Genomic DNA, 22,712 nt, shown 5'->3' with positions numbered 1-22,712 from the left:
CTCAGTACGTGCCGGGGTACAGCCCGCCGTCGGGCAGAATGTTCTGGCCGTTGATGTAGCCCGCGTGCACGCTGCACAGGAAGGCGCAGATGGCCCCGAACTCTTCGGGGGTGCCAAAGCGCCTTGCCGGTATCTGCGCCTCCTGAGTGGCGCGCACCTCGTCCAGCGGTTTGCCGGTCTTCTGCGCGGCGCCCACCATGGTGGCCTTGAGGCGGTCGGTGTCGAACTTGCCGGGCAACAGGTTGTTGATGGTGACACCGCGCGCGGCGATGGGGCTGCGTGCCAGCCCGGCCACGAAGCCGGTCAGGCCGCTGCGCGCGCCGTTGCTCAGCCCCAGAATGTCGATGGGCGCCTTCACAGCGCTGCTGGTGATGTTGACGATGCGCCCGAAACCGCGCTCGGCCATGCCGTCCACCGTGGCCTTGATCAGTTCGATGGGAGTGAGCATGTTGGCGTCCACCGCCTTCAACCACTCTTCACGGCCCCACTGGCGGAAGTCACCCGGCGGGGGGCCGCCCGCGTTGGTCACGACGATGTCGAAAGCCCGGCCCGGCCCACCAGGCACGTTGAACAACGCCTCGCGGCCGGCCTCGGTGGTCACGTCCGCAGCCACGGTGAGCACCTTGCCGCTGGCTTGGGCTCGAAGCGCAGCAGCGGCATCCTCCAGGGCCTGCGCGCCGCGCGCCGCCATCACCACGTTCACGCCATCCAGGGCCAGCGCACGTGCACAACCCCAGCCCAAACCCTTGCTGGCGCCGCACACCAGCGCCCACTTGCCCGTCAAACCCAGATCCATGTCTTGTTGCTCCTCTGTCGTCAAAAAAGGTCAGGCCCGCTGGCGGCTCACCCACAGCACGCCGGACACCACCAGCACCGTGCCCGCCAGAATCCAGCCGTTGAAAGGTTCGTCCAGTATGAACACCCCCATGAGGATGGTGGACATGGGGCCGATCATGCCGGTCTGTGCCGCGAGGCCCGAGCCTATGCGCTCGATGGCCATCATCACCATCATCACCGGCGCGGCGGTGCAGGCCACGGCGTTGAGCACCGACAGCCAGACCACCTCGGGCGCCACCAGCGCCGCAGACATGGGCCGCAGCAAAACGAACTGCAGCAGGCACAGCAAACAGGCCACCGTGGTGGCCAGCCCCACCAGCCGCAGCGAGCCCAAACGCTTGACCATCTCACCGCTGTAGACCAGATAGATGGCGTAGCTGATGGCGCTGCCGAAGACCAGCAGCGCCCCCAAGGCGGTGGACCAGCCGTCGAAGCTCACTTCGTGGCCGAACACCAGCAGCACGCCGGCGTAACTCAACGCCATGGCACCGGCCTGCCGCGCGGTGATGGCACGCTTGTAGAGCACCCAGCCGAGCACCAGTACCAGCGTGGGGTTGAGGTAAAGGATGAGCCGCTCCAGGCTGGCGCTGATGTACTGCAGACCCCAGAAGTCCAGGAAGCTCGCCAGATAGTAACCACTCACTCCCAGTCCTAGGATGCCCAGCCAGTCGCGCCGGGTGAGTGGCACCACCGGCGTGCTGGAACGGTAGGTGGCCCACCACGTCATGGCCAGGAACAGCGGCAACGCGAACAACATGCGGTACATGATGAGCGTGACCGCATCCACCCCATACCGGTAGGCCAGCTTGACGATGATGGCCTTGCCGCTGAAGGCGATGGAACCCGCCACCGCCAACAAGAGACCGGTGGTGAGCGACGCCTTGGGAGAGGGTTGTGACATGACTGCCGTCCCTCAAGGTGCAACGGGCTTGAACACCCGCAGCCACTTGGTGGCGGGCAGCCCCCAGCGCTCCTGGATCACCTCGGCACGGGCCAGCAATTCCATGCGAGTGGGGTGTTGCGGTGTGCGCAGCGCCAGCACGATGGTGTTGCCCTCGCGCGTGGGGCGGAAGGCCCACACGGCATCGGCTCCGAAGGCTTCGCAGATTTTTTCCAGCGAACGCTCGTAGCTCGCGTCACGCCCGAAGAGGTTGACCGTCATGGCGCCGTCGTCGGTCAACAGGCGGCGGCAATCAGCGTAGAACTCGGTGCTGTCCAGCACTGGCGCGGCAGCTTCGTGGTCGTACAGGTCCACCTGCAAGGCGTCCACCGTGCCGTGGAAGGGCCCGTGTTTTGCCACCTCGGCGGCGTCGCCCAGCATGACGCGCAGCTTGGCACTGTCGGGCGGCAGTTTGAACCAGGTGCGGCAGGCCGCCACCACCTGCGGGTTGATCTCGATGGCGGTGGTGTCCATGCGCAGTTTCTTGAAGTGGAACTTGGTCAGCGCGGCCGACCCCAGCCCCAGCTGCCAGGCACGCCTGGCGGCCACACTGTCCGGATCGACGAACAGCAGCCACGCCACCATGCGCTGCACGTACTCCAGCTCGATGTCGAAGGGTTTGTCGATGAGCATCGAGCCCTGTATCCACTCGGTACCCAGGTGCAGGAAACGCACCTCGCCGTCCTCGGAGATGGTGACTTCAGGCAAGTCTGCGGTTTCGGTACCGCCGCCACGGGCGGCATTGCGTTGGCGGGCCATCAGACAGCCCCTTCGGCCAGCAGCCCGTGCCGGACGAACACCTCGCGCCAGGCAGCAAGCTTGCGCTCGAAGCTCCAGCTGGCATTGGCCGGGCTGGTGGAGGGTAGCCGGTACACAGGCAGGCCCAGGGCACGGGTGTGGCGCGCATGGCGGAAGCTTTCGCCGCCGTTGTGGGCAATGGCCTGGAGGCGGGGGCAGCGTTGGCGCAGGCCTTGCAGGTCGTTCAGGCGGGCGTTGCGGATGGCGCTGTCGAGGCTGCCTTCGCGCTCGCAGGCGGCGTAGACGTCCCACACGCCCAGGCCATGGGCGCGCAACACGTCGGTTCTTTCGTTGTAGGGCATGTCGGTCAGCGGCTGGCCCCACAGGGCGCCGAGAATCTTCCAGAAATGGTTTTGCGGGTGGGCATAGTAACGCTGCGCCTGCAGCGAGGCGACGCTGGGAAAGCTCCCCAGCACCAGCAGGCGGGTGCGTTCGTCGAGGATGGGGGCCAGCCCCTGGAGGGTTTCGGGCAAGGACGCGTTGAAGGGCGCGCTCATGAGACATGCTCCAGCACACGCAGCCTGGGCAACGCGGTCAAGGCGTTGCTGCTCGTCGCCTTCGCCAGAGTATCCGCGGTCAAGCCGCGCAAGCCCGCCACCGCCTCGCCAATGCGAGGCAGTTCCGCCGGTGTGTTGATGCCCTGCGGCTGGCCAGCGCCGCGCTGCGCGGCAGGCACGTAAAGCCATTGCGGGGGTATGTCGGGCGCGTCCGTCTCCAGCACCAGCGCTTCCAGCGGCAGCTGGGCAGCCAGGCGGCGCAACTGGCGGGCCGTGTCGAACGTGACCGCGCCGCCAAAGCCCAGCTTGAACCCCAATGCCAGGAAGGCCTGTGCCTGCTGTTCGCTGCCATTGAAGGCGTGGGCGATACCGCCGGCCACGGGCTGGCCCTGTGCCGCCATGCCGCGCAGGTGCTTGAGCAACTGGTCGGCCGAGCGCCGCACATGCAGGATCACCGGCAGCCCATGGCGCTGCGCCAGGCGCAACTGCTCGCGGTAGAAGTGAAGCTGCCGCTCGCGCATGGCGGGTTCGCACAGCGCAGGCACGAAGAAGTCCAGGCCGATCTCGCCCACGGCCACCAGGCGTGGGTCGTCACGCGCCTCCTGCAAGGCCTGGTCCAGCGCGGCCAGGTCGGCTTCTTCGGCTTTCGGCACATACAGGGGATGGATGCCCAGAGCATAGGCGTCTCCGGTGCGGTGGGCCAGGTCGCGCACCGTTGCCCAGTTCTGGCGCATCACGGCGGGCAGCACGCACAGGCCCACGCCGCGCTCGCGCGCCAGCACCCGGGCAGCGAGTGCACCGGCGTGGTCTGTGCCGAACTCCGGCGCGTCAAGATGGCAATGGGTATCTGTCCACATGGGGCTTCGCATTATTGCTCAGGGTAAACCCCCGGGCTGTACGGCACAATCTAACCCGTACATCACAAAAATACTCCACGCCGAGGGACGTCGCTTGAAACTCAAATCGCGGTTCCTGCTGCTTACCGCATCACTCATCATCCCTGCCACGCTGGTGGCCTGGGGGGTATTCCAACTGATTGCGGAGAGCGTGATCGAGCGCTGGGGCCAGCGGGTGGTGGGCATACAGGTGCGCTACGACAGCGCGCGGCTGCTGCAGCCCATCGAGCGTGAGATTGCGCTAGCCAAGCAGATGGCGCAGTCGCAGGTGCTCAAGCGCTGGGCCAGGTCGCCAGACGACCCCGAGCGCCACGCCCAGGCCTTGGCCGAGATGGAGAACTACCGCCAGAACTTCCGCGACCGCAACTACTTCGTGGCACTGCGGGATTCCGGTGCGTATTACCACAACAACGCAAGCAACGATTTCGCTGAACAGCCCCTGCGCTACCACCTGAAACGCGACAACCCGGCCGACGCCTGGTTCTACGGCCTCATCGACCAGGACCGCGAGTTCCACCTCAACGTCAACCCGGACCAGGAACTCAAGGTCACCAAGCTGTGGGTGGACGTGCTGATGCGCGAGGGCGACCGGACCGTGGGGGTGGTGGGCACCGGCATTTCGCTGGAAGAGTTCCTGAGCAACGTGGTGGACATCGGCCAGCCGGGCATCACCAGCCTGTTCGTGGACTCCACCGGCGCCATACAACTCTACCGCGACCAAAAGCTGATCGACTACGCCAGCTTCGTGAAGCCGGAAGGCCAGAAGAGCCTGGTCACCCAGCTGCTGGACGACCCGCAGGACCGGGCGCGGCTGCAGCAACACATGCAGACACTGCAGCAAAGCACCTCACTGGCGGAACCGGTGCACAACGACTTCGTCACCGTGGGCGGCAAGCGCCACCTGCTGGGCGTGGCCTACCTGCCTACCATAGGCTGGTACGAGGTGACGCTGATGGACCTGGACGAACTGATGCCCGTGAACCAGTTCGCCCCGGTGGCGGCGGTGTTCGCCATCACCTTGCTGGCCACCCTGCTGCTGCTGCACCTGACCCTGCGCGCCTGGGTGCTCAACCCGGTGGCGGCGCTGGAAAAGGCGATGCTGCGCGTGCGCGACGGAGACCTCGGACCTTCCGGGCTGCCACGCGCGCGAGGCGAAATCGGGCAGCTGATCGAGCACTTTGGCACCATGGCCAACGCCATCCGCAACAACACCCGCGACCTGGAACAGAAAGTGCGCGAACGCACCGAGGCGCTGGACCGGCTGGCCCGCATCGACCCGCTCACCGGGCTGGTCAACCGCCGTGGCATGAACGAGCTGCTGGAAAACGTGGCCCTGCGCAGCCGGCGCGAAGGCGGCAGCTACGGCGTCATCTACCTCGACGTGGACTGGTTCAAGAAGATCAACGACACGCTGGGACACGCAGCGGGCGACACCGCGCTGGTAACAGTGGCCGGGCTGCTGCGCGCCAACATCCGCCCCTACGACCACGCGGCCCGCTGGGGCGGTGACGAGTTCTTGGTCCTGCTCACCCCCTGCGACAGCGCACTGCTGGAAAAGGTGGGCGAACGCATACGTGCAGACGTGGAGCAGCAGACACGTGATGGCGGGCAGCCCCTGACGCTGAGCATGGGCGGATACCTTGCCGATGGAGGGGACAACACCGAAGAAGTCTTGCACCGTGTGGACGAAGCGCTGTACGCTGCCAAGGATGCCGGGCGCAATGCTTTCCGCCTGGCGACGGACGACCCGACATGAACGACACCCGCCACCTCACCATTCTTACCGGCGCCTCGCGCGGCATGGGCCTGGCCATGGCCCGTCAGTTGCTGGCGCCTGACCGCATTCTGCTGTGCATCTCCCGCCAGACCAGTGATGACCTGGCCCACGAGGCCATGGCGCGTGGCGTGCACCTGGAACAATGGTCGCAGGACCTGGCAGAAACGGAAGAATCCGCCGAGCGGCTGGAGCGCTGGTTGCACAGCCTGCATGCCCCGGGCATCGTCAGCGCCACGCTGATCAACAACGCGGGCGTGATCCCGCGCATCGGCTCCATCGACCGCTGCCCGCCCGGCGAACTCGCACGGGCACTGCGCGTGGGGCTGGAAGCACCCATGCTGCTCACGGGTGCCTTCCTGCGCGCCACGCGTGCCTGGGTGGACGGCGGCTGGGAAGGCCCGCGCAAGGTGCTCAACATTTCGTCCGGGCTGGGGCGCCGGGCCATGGCGGCGCAAGCTCCCTACTGTGCGGCCAAGGCGGGCATGGACCATTTCAGCCGCTGCACCGCGCTGGACGAGGCCGCCCGCCCGCAAGGCGCGCGCATCGTCTCGCTGGCCCCAGGCGTGATAGACACGGACATGCAGACCCAGCTGCGCGCAGGGCCGCCCACCGAGTTCCCGGACCTGGAACGCTTTGTCAGCCTGCAACGCGACGGCCAGCTGAGCACCCCCGAAGATGCCGCCAGCCGTGTACTGGCCTATCTGGAGAAACCTGGCTTTGGCGAGCAGCCCGTGGCCGACGTGCGGGACTGAGCGCGATGGGAGTCTGTGACAGACACGACGACACGCGCCGCCGCGTGCTGCTGGCCACGCTGGCCCTGCCCGCCACAGCCTTGGCAAGGCAGGACAGCGCCGTTTTCTGGCGCTTGGCGCGAGAGGGCGGCAACGTTTTCCTGATGCGCCATGCCTCGACCGAACCCGGAACCGGGGACCCGCCCAACTTCACCCTGGGGAACTGCGCCACCCAGCGCAACCTCAGCGAGCGGGGGCGGCGCGAGGCGAAGCAGGCAGGCCAGCGCTTTGCCAGCGAAAAAGTGCAACTGGCCCGCGTGAGCACCAGCGCCTGGTGCCGCTGCGTCGATACGGCCCAGCTCGCTTTCGGCGATGCCAAACCCGAAGTCTGGCCTGCCCTCAATTCGTTCTTCCAGGGCCAGGGGGACGGTGATGCCCAGGGCAGAGAGGTGTTGCAGGCTGCAGCGGCCCTCCGTGCACCGGACAACTGGATGCTGGTGACCCACCAGGTCAACATCACGCAGCTGACAGGCGTGTACCCCGGCATGGGGGAAATCCTGCTCACGCGCCCGGTGACAGGCCCGTCACCCAGCCTGCGCGTGCTGACCCGCTGGACGCCCTGACGATGCCCGACCTGCCGCCCTGGCGACACAAGCGGCGCCCATCCCGCGCCGCGCCCCCGCAGCAGACATAAGATGTGACTTTGTACCTTCCCACCCTTCACCCCTACCGGAGCCATCCATGAGCAGAGAAGTCGTCGTCGTCAGCGCAGTGCGCACCGCCATTGGAACCTTTGGCGGCAGCCTCAAGGACATCCCGCCCACCGAGCTGGGCGCCTTGGTGGTCAAGGAGTCGCTGGCGCGCGCCAGCACCAGCGGCCAGGACGTCGGCCACGTCGTCTTCGGCCACGTCGTCAACACCGAGCCCAAGGACATGTACCTCTCGCGCGTGGCGGCCATCAACGGCGGCTGCGCCGAAGGCACCCCCGCCTTCAACGTCAACCGCCTGTGCGGCTCCGGCCTGCAGGCCATCGTCTCGGCCAGCCAGTCCATCCTGCTGGGCGATGCCGACATCGCCATCGGCGGCGGTGCCGAATGCATGAGCCGCGCGCCGTACGCCAGCCTGACCAGCCGCTGGGGCGCGCGCATGGGCGACACCAAGATGGTGGACATGATGGTCGGTGCCCTGCACGACCCCTTCCACACCATCCACATGGGCGTGACGGCCGAGAACATCGCCGCCAAGTGGGGCATCACCCGCGAGGATCAGGACCGCCTGGCCGTGGAAAGCCACAACCGTGCACAAAAGGCCACCGAGGCAGGCCACTTCAAGGGCCAGATCGTGCCGGTGATGCTCAAGAGCCGCAAGGGTGAGGTGGCCTACGACACCGACGAACACTTCCGCCCCAACGCCACGATGGAGGACATGGCCAAGCTCAAGCCCGTGTTCCTGAAGGAAAACGGCACGGTCACGGCCGGCAACGCCTCGGGCATCAACGACGCGGCTGCCGCGGTGGTGCTGATGGAAGCGGGCACGGCCAAGGCGCGCGGCCTGCAGCCCATGGCACGCCTGGTGGCCTACGCGCACGCCGGGGTGGACCCGAAGTACATGGGCATCGGCCCGGTGCCCGCGTCCAAGCTGGCGCTGCAGAAGGCGGGGCTGACCGTGAACGACCTGGATGTGATCGAGGCAAACGAGGCGTTTGCGGCACAGGCTTGCGCGGTCACGCGCGACCTGGGACTGGACCCGGCCAAGGTCAACCCCAACGGCTCGGGCATCTCGCTGGGCCACCCCATCGGTGCCACGGGCGCGCTCATTACCGTGAAGGCGCTGCACGAGCTGCAGCGCATCAACGGCCGCTACGCGCTGGTGACCATGTGCATCGGCGGCGGCCAGGGCATCGCCGCCATCTTTGAACGTTTGTGACTGAGGACCCCCTGACATGCTGAAACAGCCAACATCCTTTCCCCGCCGCGCGCTGCTGGGCGCCTGCACGGCCCTGGCCTCCCTTCTGTGCGTGGGCCCTGCGCTGGCGCAGTCCAGCCAGCCCATCAAGCTGATGGTGGGCTTTCCCGCAGGCGGCGGCACCGACGCGATCGCCCGCATCCTTGCCGAGCCGCTGCGGGAAGCCCTGGGCGCCCCGGTGGTGGTGGACAACAAGGCAGGCGCGGGCGGGCAGATCGCGGCCCAGGCCCTCAAGGCCGCCCCGGCCGACGGCCACACCCTGTTCCTTTCGCACGACCACAGCATCTCCATCCTGCCGCAGGTGATGAAGAGCCCGGGGTTTGACCCGGCCAAGGACTTCGTGCCGGTGGCGGGTTTCGCCACCTTCGTCAACGCGCTGGCCCTTTCCGGCGGCACGCCCGCCAAGTCCTACAAAGACTACGTGACCTGGGTGAAGAACAACGGCGGCAAGAGCGCCGTGGGCATTCCGGCTCCAGCCTCGGTGCCACAGTTCCTGGTGCAGGTGCTGGCCAGGAAAAACGGTTTCGACCTGGTGGCGGCACCTTACCGTGGCAGCGCGCCCATGATGGGGGACATGCTGGGCAATCAGATCCCGGCGGGCGTGGGCTCCATTCCCGACTTCATCGAAAACCACAAGGCAGGCAAGCTGCAGGTGGTGGCGGTGATGGGCAAGGAGCGCCAGGCCATCATGCCCGAGGTGCCTACCTTCGCAGAACTGGGCATCACCGGCTTCGAGGACGTGCCCTACTACGGCATCTTTGCACCGGCAGGCACGCCCAAGGCCATGATCGACCAGCTGGGCGCCGCCGTGGCCAAGGCGCTGACCGCCCCTGGCGTGAAGGACAAGCTCACCGCCATGGGCTTGAGCGTGGGCTACATGAGTGCCGAGCAGCTGGGCCAGCGCGAGCGCGCCTACACCCAGACCTGGGCACGCATCATCAAGGAAAGCGGCTTCCAGCCGCAGTGACGCTTTGCAGCGCCCAAGGCGACTTTCGCCGCCTTGGAGCGCAGCGGCTCAATCACCCTGGAAGCTCCCCGAGCGGCAGGTGATCACCAGGGTGTCGCGCCAGCCGATCGCATCGGCGTCGGCAGGCTGGATGGGGGTGGTCTCGTGGATCACCCGCTCGTCGTCCAGCAGCAGCAGTGACCACGGCTCGGTCAGCGTGAAGCGCTGGCCGTTCGGGCCATGGGCCTCGAACACCCGGCTCTCGCCGCCCTTGATGCGGTGGCGCCCCACCAGGAACACTGCCACCAGCTCCATGCCGTCGCGGTGGGCGCCCTCGGGCGTGGGGCGGCCAATGCCGTCGGTGGTGTCGATGCGGAACTGGTGCGCCTCGATGAACCAGCGCTGAGCGCCCTTCAGCCGGGAGGTGACCGCCGCCGTCTGTACCAGCAGGCGCTTCCACGCTGGCAGCGCCACGGTGGCGGGGTCCATCGGCTCGAACCAGCGCTCCATGCCGCCGTGCAGGGCGTTGTACTCCAGGGGCTGCCAATGGCGGCGGTGCGGCACCTGCTGAACGTTCTCGCCATCCACGATGAAACAGCTGTGGCGGCGGCGGCGGTAGCGCCCGCCATCCTTGAGGTATTCGTCGCTGGGCAGGTCGTCCCAGCTGGGCTGCAACGCAGCCAGATCCTGCGGCCCCACGGCCAGCCAGTCCTGCACGGACCGGGCATCCATCAGGGCAAAGCCCTGGCGGGACAAGGTTTCATCGACTCTGGACGGGGGAACGCAGGGCGGCAGGAAATGGGCACTCATGATGTCGCAAGTGTAGCCCCGTGGCCGGGAAAACCATGAGGCCGCCGCATCAGCGTTTGGTTATCTTCAATGATTGAGAAATATCAATCCAGATACCCGCAGGAGTTCACATGAGCCCAGCCCAGGCCGACGACACCCCACCCCGCCGCGATGAGGACACCCTCGGCAAGCCCGCCAACGGAGATGCCCCGGAAGAAACCTCCGTTTTCTCGCTCAAACTGGCGGACCTTTCAGCAGCCGACCCTTTTCGTTGGCTGGCGCTGGGTTGGCGAGACTTCGTCAACTGCCCCAAGGTGGGCTTGTTCTACGGGATCTGCTTCTTCGTCATGGGCCATGCGCTGTGGTACGTGTTCCAGGCCGCCCCGGCCTATGTGCTGGCCCTGAGCGCAGGCTTCCTGCTGATGGGCCCCTTCCTGTGCCTGGGCATCTACGACGCCAGCCGCGCGATCGAGGACGGCCGGCGCCCTTCGCTGCGTGCCTCCCTGGCCGCATGGCGCCCCACGAAAGGCACCATGGCCATCTTTGCCGGTGTGCTGCTGATCCTGGAGATGCTGTGGGGCCGCGCCTCGCTGGTGGTGTTCGCCGTGACGTTCAACACCATGCCCTCCACCGAGAACCTGCTGGCCGAACTCGTGCGCATCGAGAACATCGAGTTCCTCATCACCTACACGGTGGTGGGCGCCCTCTTCGCCGGGCTGATCTTCGTGACCAGCGCCATCTCCATCCCCATGATCCTGGACCGGCAGACCGACGCCATCTCCAGCGGGCTCACCAGCATCCGCGCCTGCCTGCAGAACCCCGGCGTGATGCTGCTCTGGGGGGCGCTGATCACCACCATCGTGGTGCTGGCCATGCTGCCCTGGTTCCTGGGGCTGCTGCTGGCCGGACCGGTGCTGGGCCACGCCACCTGGCACGCCTACCGGGCGATCGTGCCCAAACCCTGAGCGGCCGTGGCCGTCAGGCCAGTTCGGCCTCCTGCAACAGCCGCCACATGACCTTGCCGCTGCCGCTCTTGGGCAGCGCGTCCACAAACTGCACCTGGCGTGGCACCTTGTAAGCCGCCATGTGCTCGTGACACCACGCCATGACCGCCTCTTCGCTCACCGTGCCCCGGGCTTCGGCCCGCAGCACGACCACCGCCTTCACCGACTCGCCCCGGTAGGCGTCGCGCGTACCGATGACGCAGGCCTCGGCGATGGCCGGGTGCCTGAACATGAGCGCCTCCACCTCGGCAGGCCAGACCTTGTAGCCGCTGGCGTTGATCATGCGCTTGAGCCGGTCGGTGATGAAGAAGTAGCCCTCGTCGTCCACGCGCCCCAGGTCGCCGGTGCGGAAGAAGCGCTTGCCGTCAATGTCGATGAACGCAGCGGCGGTGGCTTCGGGGCGTTGCCAGTAGCCGTCAAACACCTCGGGGCCGTGCACCACGATCTCGCCCGCCTCGCCAGGCGGCAGCTCACGCAGGGTTTCGGGATCGATGACACGCGCGTCGGTACTGACGAAGGGAATGCCCAGGCATTGCTGCTTGGGCCGGTCCGGCGGGTTGTTGTGAGACGGCGCAGCGGTTTCGGTCAGGCCATAGCCCTCGGCATAGCGCAGGCCATACTGCTCGAACAGGCGCTGGGCCACGGCCTGCGGCATGGCCGCGCCGCCTCCGCCAATGAACATCAGGCTTGAAAGGTCGTGGCTGGCGAAGTTCGGACTGGCCAGCAGGTCGATGATCATGGTGGGAATGTTCACCCAGTGCGTGACGCGCCAGCGCGAGATCAGGCGCCCGGCCAAATCGCGATCCCAGCGCGGCATGACGACCATGGTGGAGCCCGCGTAGATGCTGGCATGCATGCCCACCACCATGCCGGTGATGTGGAACATGGGCACCACCAGCAGACCCACGTTGTCGGCGGAGCCTCCCGTCCAGAGGGCGCAGGCCACGGCGTTGTGCATGAGCGTGCGGTGAGGGTGCATGCAGCCCTTGGGCAGCCCTGTGGTGCCGCTGGTGTAGGGCAGCACGGCCAGGTCGTCCGGTCCCGCCAGCGGCTCTGGCACGGGGCCGGTACAGGCCATGGCCTCGCGCCAGTCGCTCACCGTGCCGCCAGGCAGCTCGGGCATGGCATGGCGCGTGCCCAGCCAGTCGAGCCACGCGGCGGGCACGTCGCTGTCAGGCCCAAGGCAGCCGGGCGGCATGGCATCGTGGTAATGCACCACCAGCAGGTGCCGCAGCTGCTGCGCAGAGGGCAGCGCGGCGTTGGCACGTGCCAGTTCGGGCGCCAGATCGGCCGCCGCAATGGCCACGGCGGCCTGCGGGTCCGTGATGTAGTGCCCCAGCTCGTCGGCTTTGTTCATCGGGTTCACAGGCACCACCACTGCATTCGCACACAGGACGCCGTAATACGCCGCTATCCACTGCGGGCAGTTCTGCATGAACAGCATCACCCGGTCCCCGCGCCGCACACCCTGCTGGTGCAGCCAGGCACCCACCCGCCGCGCCTGTTGCAGCAACTCGGCATAGGTGGTGACCTGATCGAAGAAGACGATGGCGGGCTTGTCCGGGTAGCGTTGGGCGCTGACCTCCAGGTTGAACCACAGCGAGGTCGCCGGAGGCCGGATGGCATGGGGCAGACGTGCTGGCCAGTGGCGGTGATGCGCACGCAAGGGCATGCCAGCCCGAGGCGATTGGCTCATGGTTGACTCCTGGTGTCGTTGTGTGTGGAACTGAAAAAAAGCATACGGGAGCCCTGGTGGTACGCTTTGTCTCCAAGGGGACGGGGCAGGCTGGCAGCACCACCCGCACACGACCGGCATACCATCAGCGCCACCATGCAAACCGAACACCACACCACCCTGCAACGCATGCAGCAGCAGCTCGACCGGCTGCGTCAGGGCCAGCTGAACCTGAGCGGCTATCTGGACGAGGCGCGCCAGCAGGACGCGCTGATGCGCGCCCTGCCCCCGGCCTTCGGGGAAGTCTGGCGCAACCTGCTGGACCGGCTCGAATCGGCCAGCCTGTTCAGCGAGGAAAGCTGCTCCTTCAGCCAGAAGGACTTGCTGGACAGCCTGCAGCTCTGGCTGGACAAGGCAGGCCAGCGTCTCGCCTGAAGCGAGCGCGGCCGCGCCGTTCAGGTTTCAGACGTGGCGTGAGGGCCGTGCCTTCGGCTGCCCGTCTGCCACCACAGCGTCGGCCTGGGCATGCAGCGCCTCGATGATGTGGCAATGGTCATCACTGCCGTCGCAGCGGTCGCGCAACACCATCAGGTCTTTTTCCAGCACGCGGAGTTCGGCCAGGCGCTCCCGCACATGCCCCAGGTGGGCGTCCAGTGCCGCACGCGCGGTGGCGCAATCGTCCTTGTCGCGCAGGTCCAGTCCCAGCAGTGTGCGCACCTCGTCCAGTGACATGTCCATCGCCCGGCACAGGCGGATGAAGCGCAACCGGTGCAGGTCGGCGTCGCTGTAGAGACGGTAGTCGTTGTCGGCGCGCGCCTGCGGCGGCAGCAGGCCCTCGCGCTCGTAGTAGCGGATGTTGGCCGCGCTCACGCCAGAGTGACGGGCCGCCTGGCCAATGCGGTGTTTTGGCAACAAAGACATCGAGGAGGAGATCGGCATGCTTGACCTTGAACCTGCTTCAAGGTTTCAAATCATGTCACAGACACCGATTTCCCTCCAGACAACACAACCATGGCCTGTTCCTGCCACACCGACTCCTGCTCCACCGAAACTGCCGCCAGCGCCGTTCAGGACCCGCGCTGGCGGCGCGCACTGTGGATTGCGCTCGTCGTCAACGCCGCGATGTTCGTGGTGGAGCTGGCAGCCGGTCTGCAGGCTGGCTCCGTCTCGCTGCTGGCGGACGCCATCGACTTCGCGGGTGATGCGGCCAACTACGGCCTGTCGCTGGCCGTGCTGAGCATGGCGGTGGTCTGGCGCAGCCGCGCCGCCTGGATCAAGGGGGCCACCATGTTCGGCTACGGCCTGTTCGTGCTGGCCAAGGCCGCCTGGGTGCTGCGCAGCGGCAGCGTGCCCGAACCACTCACCATGGGCGCGGTTGCCTTCATGGCCATGCTCGCCAACGTGGGGGTGGCCGCGCTGCTCTACGCCTGGCGCAACGGCGACGCCAACATGCGCAGCGTGTGGATCTGCTCCCGTAACGACGCACTGAGCAACGTCGCGGTGATGCTGGCCGCCGCGGGCGTGTTTGGCACCGGCTCCGCCTGGCCCGATCTGGCGGTGGCCGCCATCATGGCCGGGCTGGCGCTGACGGGCGGCGCACAGGTGATGCGCCACGCGCGCGCCGAACTGGCCGAACACCGGCACGCCCCCGCTTGACCGCCGGGAACTTCCGTGGGCCCGCCGCTATCATTCCACCCATGCGTGCTCTGACCCTGTGGCTGATGATGTGCCTGCTGCCCCTGCGGCTGCTGGCAGGCGACGCCATGGCCGTGCAGGCGCAGGTGGCTGGCGGGCACATGCCTGCGGCCAGCATGCCCAAGGCGCAGGCAGCGCCGCAAGCCAGCCGCGACTGCCATGGGCAGACCGTCGGCAAAGCCATGTCCCACCACGCACATGGCCAAACAGACACGGCCAGCCCGGCGTCCGCTGACAAAGCCCACCCAGGCCACGCCATGTGCGGACTGTGCGACGTGTGCCACAGCACCTTGCACGCGGCCACGGCTGTCTCTCTGCCCGCTCAGGAACTGCCTCGCGTGCTGCCCGCCGCCCTCACCCCGCGCCTGAGCAGCGCCGAGCCGCTGCCCGGCTTCAAACCCCCCATCGCCTGACCGCCACACCCTAAGTGCGTCCGGAATTTGCCAATAACGGCAGCCGGGCGCCGGTTTCGAGCGTTTTCAGGAGCATTTCATGTCCCGTTCCCCCGGCCTTGGACACAGGCCTGGTCACATCGCCTGGCTGCTGGCCAGCGCACTGGCCGTGTCCGCCACGCCCGCGTGGCCCCAGGTCCACGACCATGGCGGTACCACTTCGGCCCCATCCACCAGCACGCCCTCCGGTGCAAAGCCCCCGCCACAGCAGGCAGCCTGGAAGGCAGCCAACGAGGCGGTCGGCGCCTTCCCGCGCGGTCATGCCGACATCCTGCGCTGGGAACAGTCCCGCGCGTCACCCCAGACAGCCGAAATGGCGAAGCTGCCCGAGCCCTGGACCTTGCCCCAGTCCATCGCCGCCGCCATGCGGGCGCAGCCCGGCCTGTTGGCCCAGCCCGGACTCAACCCCCAGGAAGCCGCCGCACTGCGCAACCGCACACTGGCCCTGAGCCACCAGGTGGAACGCGCCTGGGTGCAGGCCGTGGCCGCGCGACAGGGCCTGGCGTACCAACGCCAAGTGCTGGAAGCTGCCGAAGCCGGTACCGAACTGGCCCGTCGCATGACCCAGGTAGGCAACTGGAGCGCCGCCCGCCAGATGCGCGAGGAACTCGCCCTGTGGGACGCACAGGCACAGTGGTTGCTGGCACAGCAGCAGGAACAGGCCGCCACCGAAGCACTGTGGCGGCTGCTGGACAGCACGGCCCCGGACACCCAAGCCCTGCCGGACCACCTTCCCACGCAGCTGCCCCCGCTGCCCGCCAGCCTTGCCGGGAACAGCGAGGCCCTGCAACAACAGGCGCTGCAGCAGCACCCCCGCTGGCCGTGGCTGGACAGACAGGCACGCCTGCTGGTGCAAGGCCTCACGCCCGCAGACCGGGAGCGCCTGACAAGGCTGCCCCAAGAGGCCATTGCCGCCGCACAAGGCCAGTGGCCCGCCCGCATGGAAACGCGCGGCACTGGCTGGAGCCACGCGCTGGAAAAGGCTGCAGAAGCCCAGGCCGAAGCCGCTGCACTGGAACGCCAGATCCGCTCCGACGTGCGCCTGGCGCTGACCGCCTGGCAAACGGCACGTGCTCTGGCTGTGCAGGCTCGCCAGGAAGTGCAGCGCCTGCACACCGCCTTGCAGGAAGAAACCCTGCTGCGCTACAACGGCATGCTCGCCAGCACCTGGGACCTGCTCGCCGCCGCGCGAACCCGCGTCACCAGCGTGCACGCCGCCTTGCAGGCCGAGCGCGACGCCTGGCTGGCCCACGCAGACCTGCAAGCCGTTCTCAACGGCCTGCCCTACGCAGGCGCCTCCCTTGGCGCAGCGGGCACCAGCGCAGCCCCCACACCCGCAGGACACTGACCATGCAACGCCGACACTTCTTCCAACAGGCACTGGCTGGAGCTGCCACCGCCGTGGCCGCCACGGGCGTCAGCCGCAGCGCCCTGGCTGCACTGCCCGAACCCGTCATTCGCTCCAATGCCGACACCGCCGCCCCCTGGACGCCGCCTGGCGTCACCGGCGCGGGCCGCCCCTACCGCCCCGTCGTCACCCTCAACGGCTGGACGCTGCCCTTTCGCATGAACAACGGCGTCAAGGAATTCCACCTCGTCGCCGAACCCGTGGTGCGCGAAATGGCCCCCGGCTTCCAGGTAAACATGTGGGGCTACAACGGCCAGTCGCCCGGCCCCACCATCGAAGTGGTCGAGGGCGACCGCGTGCGCATATTCGTCACCAACCGCCTGCCGGAGCACACCACCATCCACTGGCATGGCCAGCGCCTGCCCAACGGCATGGACGGTGTGGGCGGCGTCAACCAGCCGCAGATCCAGCCCGGCAAGACCTTCGTCTACGAATTCGTCGCACGCCGCCCCGGCACCTTCATGTACCACCCCCACGCTGACGAGATGACACAGATGGCCATGGGAATGATGGGGCTCTGGATCACCCACCCCAAGGGGCGTCACCCCCTCATCGCCGATGTGGACCGCGACTACTGCTTCCTGCTCAACGCCTTCGACGTGGAACCCGGCAGCATGACGCCCAGGGTCAACACCATGCTCGACTTCAACATCTGGGCCTTCAACAGCCGCGTGTTTCCGGGCATCAGCCCGCTGGTCGCACGGCTGGGCGAGCAGGTGCGCGTGCGCGTGGGCAACCTCACCATGACCAACCACCCGGTGCACATTCACGGCATCGAGTTCGAAGTCACGGGCACCGACGGCGGCCCCGTGCCCAAGAGCGCGCGCTGGCCCGAGGTGACCACCGACATTGCCGTGGGCCAGATGCGCCAGATCGAGTTCCTGGCCGACGAACCCGGTGACTGGGCCATGCACTGCCACAAGAGCCACCACACCATGGGCGCCATGGGGCACGACGTGCCCACCATGATCGGCGTGGACCACCGCGGCCTGGTGCAAAAGATCCAGAAACTGGTGCCCGACTACATGGTCATGGGTGAACGTGGCATGGCCGACATGGGCGAAATGGAAATGGAACTGCCCGCCAACACCTTCCCCATGATGACCGGCTCCGGCCCCTACGGCCCTGTGGAAATGGGCGGCATGTTTACCATGTTGAAGGTACGGGCCGACCAGAAACCCGGCGACTACACCGACCCCGGCTGGTACACCTTGCCCGCCGGCACGCAAGCCTACGAATACACCGGCGAGCCGCTGCAGCCTGCACCATCGGCGGCACAGCCGCCCGCGCAGGGCATGCCCGCCCACAACCAGCCGCCAGCCCAGGCACGCAAGCCCATGGGCCATGGCAACCACCACTGAGACCTGCCCCTGATGAAACACGCCACCCCCGCCAGCCACCGACCCCTGGGCACCCTGCTGCTGACAGGTGCCCTGCTCACGCCAGCAGCCTGGGCGCACGGCCCCCAAGGCCATGCCGGCCAGATGCCCATGGCCAAGCACCATGACCTCGTGAAAGAACAAAAACCCTGGGGAATCGCTGCCGAACGCTCCAAGGCCCGCCGCACCATCGAAATCCGCATGACCGATGACATGCGCTTCACGCCCGAACGCATCGAGGTGCGTGAAGGCGAGACCGTGCGCATCGTTGCCGCCAACCGAGGCCAGGTGATGCACGAGATCGTGCTGGGGACGCGCGAGGAACTCCTCGCCCACGCCGAACTCATGAAGAAACACCCGGACATGGAACACGACGAGCCCCACATGGCCCACGTTCCCGCAGGCAAGCGCGGCGACATCGTCTGGACCTTCAACCGCCCAGGCGAGTTCGAGTTCGCCTGCCTGATCGCGGGGCACTACGAAGCAGGCATGAAAGGCCGCATCACCGTGCTGCCCGCCAGCGGGCAACGTGCCCAGCCCTGAGCCCATCCCTTCTGGAGAACACCATGCAAAGACGAACCCTGCTCGGCGTGTGCGCCGCCTGGATGGCCAGCGGAGCCACCGCCGCACTGGCCCAGCCCGCCAAACCCCTGGTCGAGGTCTGGAAAGACCCCAACTGCGGCTGCTGCAAGGACTGGGTCGCGCACCTGGAGGCCAACGGCTTCACCGTGCGCGTCAACGACTCCGGCAACACCGCTGCCCGCAAGCGCCTGGGCATGCCCGACCAGCTCGGCTCCTGCCACACCGCCCGCGTGCAGGGCTACGTGATCGAAGGCCACGTGCCCGCCAAGGACATACAGCGCCTGCTGGTCGACAAACCCCAGGCCCTGGGCCTGAGCGTGCCGCGCATGCCCGTGGGCAGCCCCGGCATGGACGGCCCGGAATACGGCGGCCGCAAGGACCCCTACGACGTGCTGCTGGTGCAGCGCGACGGCTCCACCCGCATCTATGCTTCCTACAACAAGGCCTGAACCATGAGCTTGCCCCAACACCGCCTTTGCGCACTGCTTGCGACCCTGTCACTGGCGCTCGCCAGTGCTGCCCACGCCCAAAGCACCACCAGCCACGACGGACACCACGTCACCCCCGCTGTTTCCACCCCGGCGCCCGTGACGGACGGCCTGCCAACGGCCGAGGCCGAGGTGCGCCGGGTCGACCTGCAAGCCGGCAAGGTGTCACTCCGGCATGGCGACATCCCCAACCTCGACATGCCCCCCATGACCATGGTTTTCCAGGTGAAGGACGCCACCTGGCTGCAGCAGATCAAGGTGGGTGACAAGGTCCGATTCACCGCAGACAAGGTCAATGGCACCTACACGGTGATGAGCCTGGAGCGCATGCAGTAAGCTGTCGGGGCCATGCCCCAACCCCTGCGCCACACCCTGCTGTCGCTGCGCGACCTGCTGGTCTCGTTCGGCCCGTTCATCCTGCTGACGGCCGGCCTGCTTGGCCTGGCCTACTGGTGGCTTGACCCGGCGCCCCCGAAGCGCGTGGTGCTAGCCACCGGCCCCGAGCAAAGCGCCTACGAAAACTTCGGCCAGCGCTACGCCCAGGCCCTGGCAGCCTACGGCATCACCGTGGAACTGCTGCCCAGCGAAGGCTCCGCCGACAACGTGGAGCTGCTGCGCAGCGGCCGGGCAGACCTGGGTTTCGTCCAGGGCGGCAGCGGCCACATCCGCGCCGAGGACACCGAGCAAATGCTCACCCTGGGCAGCCTGTTCGTTGAACCGCTGTGGCTCTTCTACCGCGAAGACGCGGCCCGTTCGCGCAACCGCACCCAGCAGATAGGCACGCTCAAGGAGCTGCGCGGCTGGCGCGTCAACGTCGACACCCCCGGCAGCGGCGTGCCGCAACTCTTCACCCGGCTGCTCGACGCCAACGGCATGGCCCCCGCCGACCTGCAACTCAGCCAGCTGGCCCAGACACCTGCCACGGTGGAGTTCATCGACGGCCGGCTCGACGCCCTTGTGTTCGCGTCCGCCCCGGAATCGCAGCTGGTGCAGATGCTGCTGCAGACCCCGGGCGTGCGTCTCATGAACTTCCAACAGGCACAGGCCTACTCCCGCCGCTTCGGCTTCCTCACCCCGGTGGTGCTGCCGCAAGGCGTGGTGGACCTGGCCGCCAACCGCCCGGCGCAGAATGTCGACCTGGTGGCATCCACCACCAGCCTGCTGGCACGCGCTGACACCCACCCCGCCATCCGCCAGCTCTTCGCCCAGGCCGCGCAGACGCTCCACAGCCCATCAGGCTGGTTCAACCGGCAGGGCGAGTACCCCAGCCTGACACTGGCCGAACTCCCCGCAGCGCCGGAAGCGGAACGCGCCATCCGCAACGGCCGTCCGCTGCTGCAGCGCTACCTGCCCTTCTGGCTGGCCAACCTGGTGGAACGCATGTGGCTGGCCCTGGGCCTGATCATTGCTCTGGCGCTGCCCCTGTCGCGCGTGCTGCCGCCGCTATACACCTTCCGCATCCGCTCGCGCGTGTTCCGCTGGTACGCCGAGTTGCGCGACATCGAGGCCCGCGCCGAGCAGGAAGGCGCGGCCATGCCGGAGCTGCTGCAGGAACTGGACCAGCTGGAAACCCGCGCCGAGAAGGTTCCACTGCCATTGGCCTACACCGACGAACTCTACGCCTTGCGTCACCACATCGATCTGGTGCGCAAGCGCCTGCGCCGGCAAGGGGCGCTGCCATAATTCACCCGTTGCCTTTGGAGGACCCGTCATCATGACCACCTTCGTCGATGCCAGCCTGATTGCCGCCGACAGCGCCTTGCGCACCCTCTTTGCACCGCACCGCGCGGGCCGCCCCACCCCCACCGTCTCGCCGGAACAGCAGGCCGAATCGGCCAGCCTGAGCGACAGCGAACGCAAGCTCGCGGGTGCGCTGATGCGCGTCAACCATGTGGGCGAAATCTGCGCACAGGCGCTCTACACCTCGCAAGCCCTGTCGGCCCGCCTGGGCCCCGGCAACCCGGCCGCCAAGGAAGAACTGGCCCGCCATCTGGAAGAGGCCGGGCAGGAAGAAACCGACCACCTGGCCTGGTGCAAGCAGCGCCTGGACGAGCTGGGCGACCGCACCTCCCTCCTCAACCCGCTGTGGTTCGCGGGCGCCTTCGGCATCGGCATGCTGGCTGGGCGCTTCGGCAAGGGCGTGAGCCTGGGTTTTGTCATCGAGACCGAGCGCCAGGTGGAAGCCCACCTGGACAGCCACATGGACCGCCTGCCCGCCAAGGACCATGCATCGCGCGCCATCGTCGCCCTGATGAAGGACGACGAGATCCGCCACGCGCACAACGCCCAGCACGCTGGCGGGGTGGAATTCCCGACGCCCGTCAAAGGCCTGATGCGCGCCGCGGCCAAGGTAATGACCACCATCGCGCACCGCATCTGAAGCCCGCTACCCCCCGCTGAGCGCCTGCACGATGTGCAGCCTTTGCGCGGGGTTCAGTTCGGCATCCAGCCGGAACACCTGTTCGCTGTCCACGAAGAAGCGGATGTGGCGGCGGATACCTCCCTGCTCGTCGATCATGCGAAAGCGGATGCCCGGGTACTGGCGCTCCAGGTCCCACAGCACGGTGTCGACCGTGCTGCCCTGCGCCTCCACCCACGCCGCACGCGTGTAGGACTGCAAGGCACTGGGTATCAGGACCCGCACGTCATGCCCCTCAAAACTGGACGTAGGCAGCTTCCACCGCGTGAATCTCCGGCAGGTGGCGGGCGAGGCACTGCCAGTGCGCGCCTTCGTCAACGCTGCCCCACAGCTCGCCCCCGGTGTTGCCAAGGTACAGGCCCAGAGCCGCCTCACGGTCTGCCGTCATGGCCTGGCGTTTCACGGTCCACCAGGCCTGCGCCTGCGGGAAGCCCGTGTCCTGCCGGGTCCAGCTGGCGCCGCCGTCGCGCGTCACATACGCTGCAGGCCGCCCGCCGGGCGAGGTGCGCGGCCACACGTCGGTGCCATCCATGGGAAATACCCAGGCCACGTCGGCGTCACGCGGGTGCACCACCAGCGGAAAACCCACATCGCCCACGTCGGCAGGCATGGCGCGGCCAATGCGCTCCCAGCGCGTGCCGGGCCGGTCGAGCCGGTAAATGCCGCAATGGTTCTGTTGGTACAGCCGGGTGGGCTGGCTGGGGCACAGGCGCAGGCAGTGCGGGTCGTGGAAGGTGGGCTGGCCCGGCTCGAACCCCTCCACCACGTCCATGCCGTCGATCAGCGTGCGAAACGTCTCACCGCCATCCGTGGTTTCGTGCACGCCGCCACCCGACATGCCCAGGTACAGGTGGCGCGGATCGGCCGGGTCCACGGTGATGGAGTGCAGCTTGGGGCCGTCGGGCGTGCCGTCCTGCACCGTGCCCATCCACTCGCGGAACGCCGGGTCGTCGTTGAGGGACGACCAGGGCGACCAGGTCTGCCCCCCGTCTTCGGAGCGGAACAGGCCTTGTGGAGACGTGCCCGCGTACCAGACGCCGGGCTGCGAAGCGTGCCCGGGCGTGAGCCAGAAGGTGTGGTCGACCGTGCGTGCGGGCAGCCCGTTGGCGGCTGGCCCAAAGGCCGGCGGGCGCGTGGCTTCCTGCCAGCTGGCGCCCAGGTCGGTGGAGCGCAGCACGGTGGGGCCCAGGTGGCCGGTGCGCGCCGCCACCAGCAGGGTGCGGCCATCGCGCGGGTCCAGCACCGCGTGGTGGATGATGTGCCCGAGGAAATGCGGCCCGTCCTGCCGCCAGCCGTCGCGGCCGCCCTCGTCATGGAACAGCCACAAGCCCTTGCGTGTGGCCACCAGCAGCACCAGGCGCTGCTTCGATAGGTCCGTCTGCGCCATCGCGGCCCCCCTTGGAAGAAGTGCGAAAGCGGCAGTGTATGCCTGTG

26 protein-coding genes are annotated in these 22,712 nt (G+C 67.6%); 16 read left to right on the top strand and 10 right to left on the bottom strand.

Annotated features, from left to right (window positions below; translation table 11 throughout):
* Nucleotide 1: 1 nt before the first annotated feature.
* From ACYVHH_RS05820 to ACYVHH_RS05800, 5 genes are read right to left on the bottom strand one after another with little or no spacing between them, the layout of a single operon-like run.
* The gene (locus ACYVHH_RS05820; RefSeq protein ID WP_460564162.1) at nucleotides 2–796 is read right to left on the bottom strand and encodes an SDR family oxidoreductase; all 795 of its coding nucleotides are present in this window, start codon (nucleotides 794–796) and stop codon (nucleotides 2–4) included.
* A 30-nt stretch (nucleotides 797–826) separates the two neighbouring features.
* Nucleotides 827–1,738 (bottom strand): DMT family transporter, encoded by a 912-nt coding sequence (locus ACYVHH_RS05815; protein ID WP_460564161.1) that lies wholly within the window; start codon nucleotides 1,736–1,738, stop codon nucleotides 827–829.
* A gap of 12 nt (nucleotides 1,739–1,750) precedes the next feature.
* Nucleotides 1,751–2,536 (bottom strand): class I SAM-dependent methyltransferase, encoded by a 786-nt coding sequence (locus ACYVHH_RS05810; protein WP_460564160.1) that lies wholly within the window; start codon nucleotides 2,534–2,536, stop codon nucleotides 1,751–1,753.
* Nucleotides 2,536–3,072: a DNA-deoxyinosine glycosylase gene (locus ACYVHH_RS05805; protein ID WP_460564159.1), complete on the bottom strand. Its 537-nt coding sequence runs from the start codon at nucleotides 3,070–3,072 to the stop codon at nucleotides 2,536–2,538. Before ACYVHH_RS05805 ends, ACYVHH_RS05810 begins: the two co-directional genes overlap by 1 nt.
* Nucleotides 3,069–3,929 carry a TatD family hydrolase gene (locus tag ACYVHH_RS05800; protein WP_460564158.1) on the bottom strand — a complete coding sequence of 287 codons (861 nt, stop codon included), beginning with the start codon at nucleotides 3,927–3,929 and terminating at the stop codon, nucleotides 3,069–3,071. Before ACYVHH_RS05800 ends, ACYVHH_RS05805 begins: the two co-directional genes overlap by 4 nt.
* Nucleotides 3,930–4,023: 94 nt before the next feature.
* Here ACYVHH_RS05800 and ACYVHH_RS05795 point away from each other — a divergent pair, with 94 nt between their 5' ends.
* The 5 genes from ACYVHH_RS05795 (at nucleotide 4,024) to ACYVHH_RS05775 (ending at nucleotide 9,408) form a co-directional block, all read left to right on the top strand.
* The gene (locus ACYVHH_RS05795; protein WP_460564157.1) at nucleotides 4,024–5,724 is read left to right on the top strand and encodes a diguanylate cyclase domain-containing protein; all 1,701 of its coding nucleotides are present in this window, start codon (nucleotides 4,024–4,026) and stop codon (nucleotides 5,722–5,724) included.
* Nucleotides 5,721–6,497, top strand: a complete 777-nt coding sequence (locus tag ACYVHH_RS05790; RefSeq protein ID WP_460564156.1) for an SDR family NAD(P)-dependent oxidoreductase — start codon at nucleotides 5,721–5,723, stop codon at nucleotides 6,495–6,497. Before ACYVHH_RS05795 ends, ACYVHH_RS05790 begins: the two co-directional genes overlap by 4 nt.
* A gap of 5 nt (nucleotides 6,498–6,502) precedes the next feature.
* Nucleotides 6,503–7,099 carry a histidine phosphatase family protein gene (locus ACYVHH_RS05785; RefSeq protein WP_460564155.1) on the top strand — a complete coding sequence of 199 codons (597 nt, stop codon included), beginning with the start codon at nucleotides 6,503–6,505 and terminating at the stop codon, nucleotides 7,097–7,099.
* 118 nt (nucleotides 7,100–7,217) lie between these two features.
* The gene (gene bktB, locus ACYVHH_RS05780; RefSeq protein ID WP_460564154.1) at nucleotides 7,218–8,402 is read left to right on the top strand and encodes a beta-ketothiolase BktB; all 1,185 of its coding nucleotides are present in this window, start codon (nucleotides 7,218–7,220) and stop codon (nucleotides 8,400–8,402) included.
* A 16-nt stretch (nucleotides 8,403–8,418) separates the two neighbouring features.
* Nucleotides 8,419–9,408, top strand: coding sequence for a Bug family tripartite tricarboxylate transporter substrate binding protein (locus tag ACYVHH_RS05775; RefSeq protein ID WP_460564153.1), 990 nt, complete (start codon nucleotides 8,419–8,421; stop codon nucleotides 9,406–9,408).
* A gap of 48 nt (nucleotides 9,409–9,456) precedes the next feature.
* Here the strand turns inward: ACYVHH_RS05775 and ACYVHH_RS05770 are convergent, their stop codons facing one another.
* Nucleotides 9,457–10,197: a 2OG-Fe dioxygenase family protein gene (locus tag ACYVHH_RS05770; RefSeq protein ID WP_460564152.1), complete on the bottom strand. Its 741-nt coding sequence runs from the start codon at nucleotides 10,195–10,197 to the stop codon at nucleotides 9,457–9,459.
* 110 nt (nucleotides 10,198–10,307) lie between these two features.
* On the opposite strand from ACYVHH_RS05770, the gene ACYVHH_RS05765 reads away from it, so the two are divergent.
* The gene (locus tag ACYVHH_RS05765) at nucleotides 10,308–11,141 is read left to right on the top strand and encodes a DUF2189 domain-containing protein (RefSeq protein WP_460564151.1); all 834 of its coding nucleotides are present in this window, start codon (nucleotides 10,308–10,310) and stop codon (nucleotides 11,139–11,141) included.
* Between the two features lie 13 nt (nucleotides 11,142–11,154).
* Here ACYVHH_RS05765 and ACYVHH_RS05760 read toward each other — a convergent pair whose 3' ends face one another.
* A complete protein-coding gene (locus ACYVHH_RS05760; protein WP_460564150.1) occupies nucleotides 11,155–12,876 on the bottom strand; it encodes a long-chain fatty acid--CoA ligase in 1,722 nt (573 codons plus the stop codon).
* 135 nt (nucleotides 12,877–13,011) lie between these two features.
* On the opposite strand from ACYVHH_RS05760, the gene ACYVHH_RS05755 reads away from it, so the two are divergent.
* Nucleotides 13,012–13,290 carry a hypothetical protein gene (locus tag ACYVHH_RS05755; RefSeq protein WP_460564149.1) on the top strand — a complete coding sequence of 93 codons (279 nt, stop codon included), beginning with the start codon at nucleotides 13,012–13,014 and terminating at the stop codon, nucleotides 13,288–13,290.
* A gap of 27 nt (nucleotides 13,291–13,317) precedes the next feature.
* On the opposite strand, the gene ACYVHH_RS05750 is transcribed toward ACYVHH_RS05755, so the two are convergent.
* Nucleotides 13,318–13,794: a Cd(II)/Pb(II)-responsive transcriptional regulator gene (locus ACYVHH_RS05750; RefSeq protein ID WP_460564148.1), complete on the bottom strand. Its 477-nt coding sequence runs from the start codon at nucleotides 13,792–13,794 to the stop codon at nucleotides 13,318–13,320.
* Nucleotides 13,795–13,866: 72 nt separating this feature from the next.
* Between ACYVHH_RS05750 and ACYVHH_RS05745 the strand changes: the two genes are divergently transcribed.
* The 9 genes from ACYVHH_RS05745 (at nucleotide 13,867) to coq7 (ending at nucleotide 21,239) form a co-directional block, all read left to right on the top strand.
* Nucleotides 13,867–14,511 carry a cation transporter gene (locus ACYVHH_RS05745; protein ID WP_460564147.1) on the top strand — a complete coding sequence of 215 codons (645 nt, stop codon included), beginning with the start codon at nucleotides 13,867–13,869 and terminating at the stop codon, nucleotides 14,509–14,511.
* Nucleotides 14,512–14,552: 41 nt separating this feature from the next.
* The gene (locus ACYVHH_RS05740) at nucleotides 14,553–14,963 is read left to right on the top strand and encodes a hypothetical protein (RefSeq protein ID WP_460564146.1); all 411 of its coding nucleotides are present in this window, start codon (nucleotides 14,553–14,555) and stop codon (nucleotides 14,961–14,963) included.
* A gap of 79 nt (nucleotides 14,964–15,042) precedes the next feature.
* Nucleotides 15,043–16,350 (top strand): TolC family protein, encoded by a 1,308-nt coding sequence (locus ACYVHH_RS05735; RefSeq protein WP_460564145.1) that lies wholly within the window; start codon nucleotides 15,043–15,045, stop codon nucleotides 16,348–16,350.
* A 2-nt stretch (nucleotides 16,351–16,352) separates the two neighbouring features.
* On the top strand, nucleotides 16,353–17,771 hold the full coding sequence (locus ACYVHH_RS05730) for a multicopper oxidase family protein (RefSeq protein ID WP_460564144.1): 1,419 nt from the start codon (nucleotides 16,353–16,355) through the stop codon (nucleotides 17,769–17,771).
* Nucleotides 17,772–17,783: 12 nt separating this feature from the next.
* The gene (locus ACYVHH_RS05725; RefSeq protein WP_460564143.1) at nucleotides 17,784–18,332 is read left to right on the top strand and encodes a cupredoxin domain-containing protein; all 549 of its coding nucleotides are present in this window, start codon (nucleotides 17,784–17,786) and stop codon (nucleotides 18,330–18,332) included.
* 23 nt (nucleotides 18,333–18,355) lie between these two features.
* Nucleotides 18,356–18,820, top strand: coding sequence for a DUF411 domain-containing protein (locus tag ACYVHH_RS05720; RefSeq protein WP_460564142.1), 465 nt, complete (start codon nucleotides 18,356–18,358; stop codon nucleotides 18,818–18,820).
* Between the two features lie 3 nt (nucleotides 18,821–18,823).
* Complete coding sequence (locus ACYVHH_RS05715; protein ID WP_460564140.1) at nucleotides 18,824–19,195, top strand: copper-binding protein; 372 nt, start codon at nucleotides 18,824–18,826, stop codon at nucleotides 19,193–19,195.
* Between the two features lie 12 nt (nucleotides 19,196–19,207).
* Nucleotides 19,208–20,542 (top strand): TAXI family TRAP transporter solute-binding subunit, encoded by a 1,335-nt coding sequence (locus ACYVHH_RS05710; protein ID WP_460564139.1) that lies wholly within the window; start codon nucleotides 19,208–19,210, stop codon nucleotides 20,540–20,542.
* A gap of 31 nt (nucleotides 20,543–20,573) precedes the next feature.
* Nucleotides 20,574–21,239: a 2-polyprenyl-3-methyl-6-methoxy-1,4-benzoquinone monooxygenase gene (gene coq7, locus ACYVHH_RS05705; protein WP_460564138.1), complete on the top strand. Its 666-nt coding sequence runs from the start codon at nucleotides 20,574–20,576 to the stop codon at nucleotides 21,237–21,239.
* A gap of 6 nt (nucleotides 21,240–21,245) precedes the next feature.
* Here coq7 and ACYVHH_RS05700 read toward each other — a convergent pair whose 3' ends face one another.
* Both ACYVHH_RS05700 and ACYVHH_RS05695 read right to left on the bottom strand, forming a co-directional pair.
* On the bottom strand, nucleotides 21,246–21,503 hold the full coding sequence (locus ACYVHH_RS05700) for a MoaD/ThiS family protein (protein WP_460564137.1): 258 nt from the start codon (nucleotides 21,501–21,503) through the stop codon (nucleotides 21,246–21,248).
* 10 nt (nucleotides 21,504–21,513) lie between these two features.
* Nucleotides 21,514–22,665 (bottom strand): glycosyl hydrolase, encoded by a 1,152-nt coding sequence (locus ACYVHH_RS05695; RefSeq protein WP_460564136.1) that lies wholly within the window; start codon nucleotides 22,663–22,665, stop codon nucleotides 21,514–21,516.
* Between the last annotated feature and the right edge of the window lie 47 nt (nucleotides 22,666–22,712).

The sequence above is a fragment of the Hydrogenophaga aquatica genome (assembly GCF_054780915.1).
This window is presented reverse-complemented; position numbering and strand designations above follow the sequence as displayed.

Bases quoted from the DNA above. Each gene is read 5' to 3' on its own strand.
- ACYVHH_RS05695 (WP_460564136.1), bottom strand. From the start codon at position 22,665: ATGGCGCAGACGGACCTATCGAAGCAGCGCCTGGTGCTGCTGGTGGCC.
- ACYVHH_RS05755 (WP_460564149.1), top strand. From the start codon at position 13,012: ATGCAAACCGAACACCACACCACCCTGCAACGCATGCAGCAGCAGCTC.
- ACYVHH_RS05715 (WP_460564140.1), top strand. From the start codon at position 18,824: ATGAGCTTGCCCCAACACCGCCTTTGCGCACTGCTTGCGACCCTGTCA.
- coq7 (WP_460564138.1), top strand. From the start codon at position 20,574: ATGACCACCTTCGTCGATGCCAGCCTGATTGCCGCCGACAGCGCCTTG.
- ACYVHH_RS05735 (WP_460564145.1), top strand. From the start codon at position 15,043: ATGTCCCGTTCCCCCGGCCTTGGACACAGGCCTGGTCACATCGCCTGG.
- ACYVHH_RS05785 (WP_460564155.1), top strand. From the start codon at position 6,503: ATGGGAGTCTGTGACAGACACGACGACACGCGCCGCCGCGTGCTGCTG.
- ACYVHH_RS05800 (WP_460564158.1), bottom strand. From the start codon at position 3,929: ATGTGGACAGATACCCATTGCCATCTTGACGCGCCGGAGTTCGGCACA.
- ACYVHH_RS05810 (WP_460564160.1), bottom strand. From the start codon at position 2,536: ATGGCCCGCCAACGCAATGCCGCCCGTGGCGGCGGTACCGAAACCGCA.
- ACYVHH_RS05720 (WP_460564142.1), top strand. From the start codon at position 18,356: ATGCAAAGACGAACCCTGCTCGGCGTGTGCGCCGCCTGGATGGCCAGC.
- ACYVHH_RS05710 (WP_460564139.1), top strand. From the start codon at position 19,208: ATGCCCCAACCCCTGCGCCACACCCTGCTGTCGCTGCGCGACCTGCTG.
- ACYVHH_RS05725 (WP_460564143.1), top strand. From the start codon at position 17,784: ATGAAACACGCCACCCCCGCCAGCCACCGACCCCTGGGCACCCTGCTG.
- ACYVHH_RS05805 (WP_460564159.1), bottom strand. From the start codon at position 3,072: ATGAGCGCGCCCTTCAACGCGTCCTTGCCCGAAACCCTCCAGGGGCTG.
- ACYVHH_RS05730 (WP_460564144.1), top strand. From the start codon at position 16,353: ATGCAACGCCGACACTTCTTCCAACAGGCACTGGCTGGAGCTGCCACC.
- ACYVHH_RS05740 (WP_460564146.1), top strand. From the start codon at position 14,553: ATGCGTGCTCTGACCCTGTGGCTGATGATGTGCCTGCTGCCCCTGCGG.
- ACYVHH_RS05790 (WP_460564156.1), top strand. From the start codon at position 5,721: ATGAACGACACCCGCCACCTCACCATTCTTACCGGCGCCTCGCGCGGC.
- bktB (WP_460564154.1), top strand. From the start codon at position 7,218: ATGAGCAGAGAAGTCGTCGTCGTCAGCGCAGTGCGCACCGCCATTGGA.
- ACYVHH_RS05815 (WP_460564161.1), bottom strand. From the start codon at position 1,738: ATGTCACAACCCTCTCCCAAGGCGTCGCTCACCACCGGTCTCTTGTTG.
- ACYVHH_RS05775 (WP_460564153.1), top strand. From the start codon at position 8,419: ATGCTGAAACAGCCAACATCCTTTCCCCGCCGCGCGCTGCTGGGCGCC.
- ACYVHH_RS05770 (WP_460564152.1), bottom strand. From the start codon at position 10,197: ATGAGTGCCCATTTCCTGCCGCCCTGCGTTCCCCCGTCCAGAGTCGAT.
- ACYVHH_RS05760 (WP_460564150.1), bottom strand. From the start codon at position 12,876: ATGAGCCAATCGCCTCGGGCTGGCATGCCCTTGCGTGCGCATCACCGC.
- ACYVHH_RS05745 (WP_460564147.1), top strand. From the start codon at position 13,867: ATGGCCTGTTCCTGCCACACCGACTCCTGCTCCACCGAAACTGCCGCC.
- ACYVHH_RS05750 (WP_460564148.1), bottom strand. From the start codon at position 13,794: ATGCCGATCTCCTCCTCGATGTCTTTGTTGCCAAAACACCGCATTGGC.
- ACYVHH_RS05820 (WP_460564162.1), bottom strand. From the start codon at position 796: ATGGATCTGGGTTTGACGGGCAAGTGGGCGCTGGTGTGCGGCGCCAGC.
- ACYVHH_RS05765 (WP_460564151.1), top strand. From the start codon at position 10,308: ATGAGCCCAGCCCAGGCCGACGACACCCCACCCCGCCGCGATGAGGAC.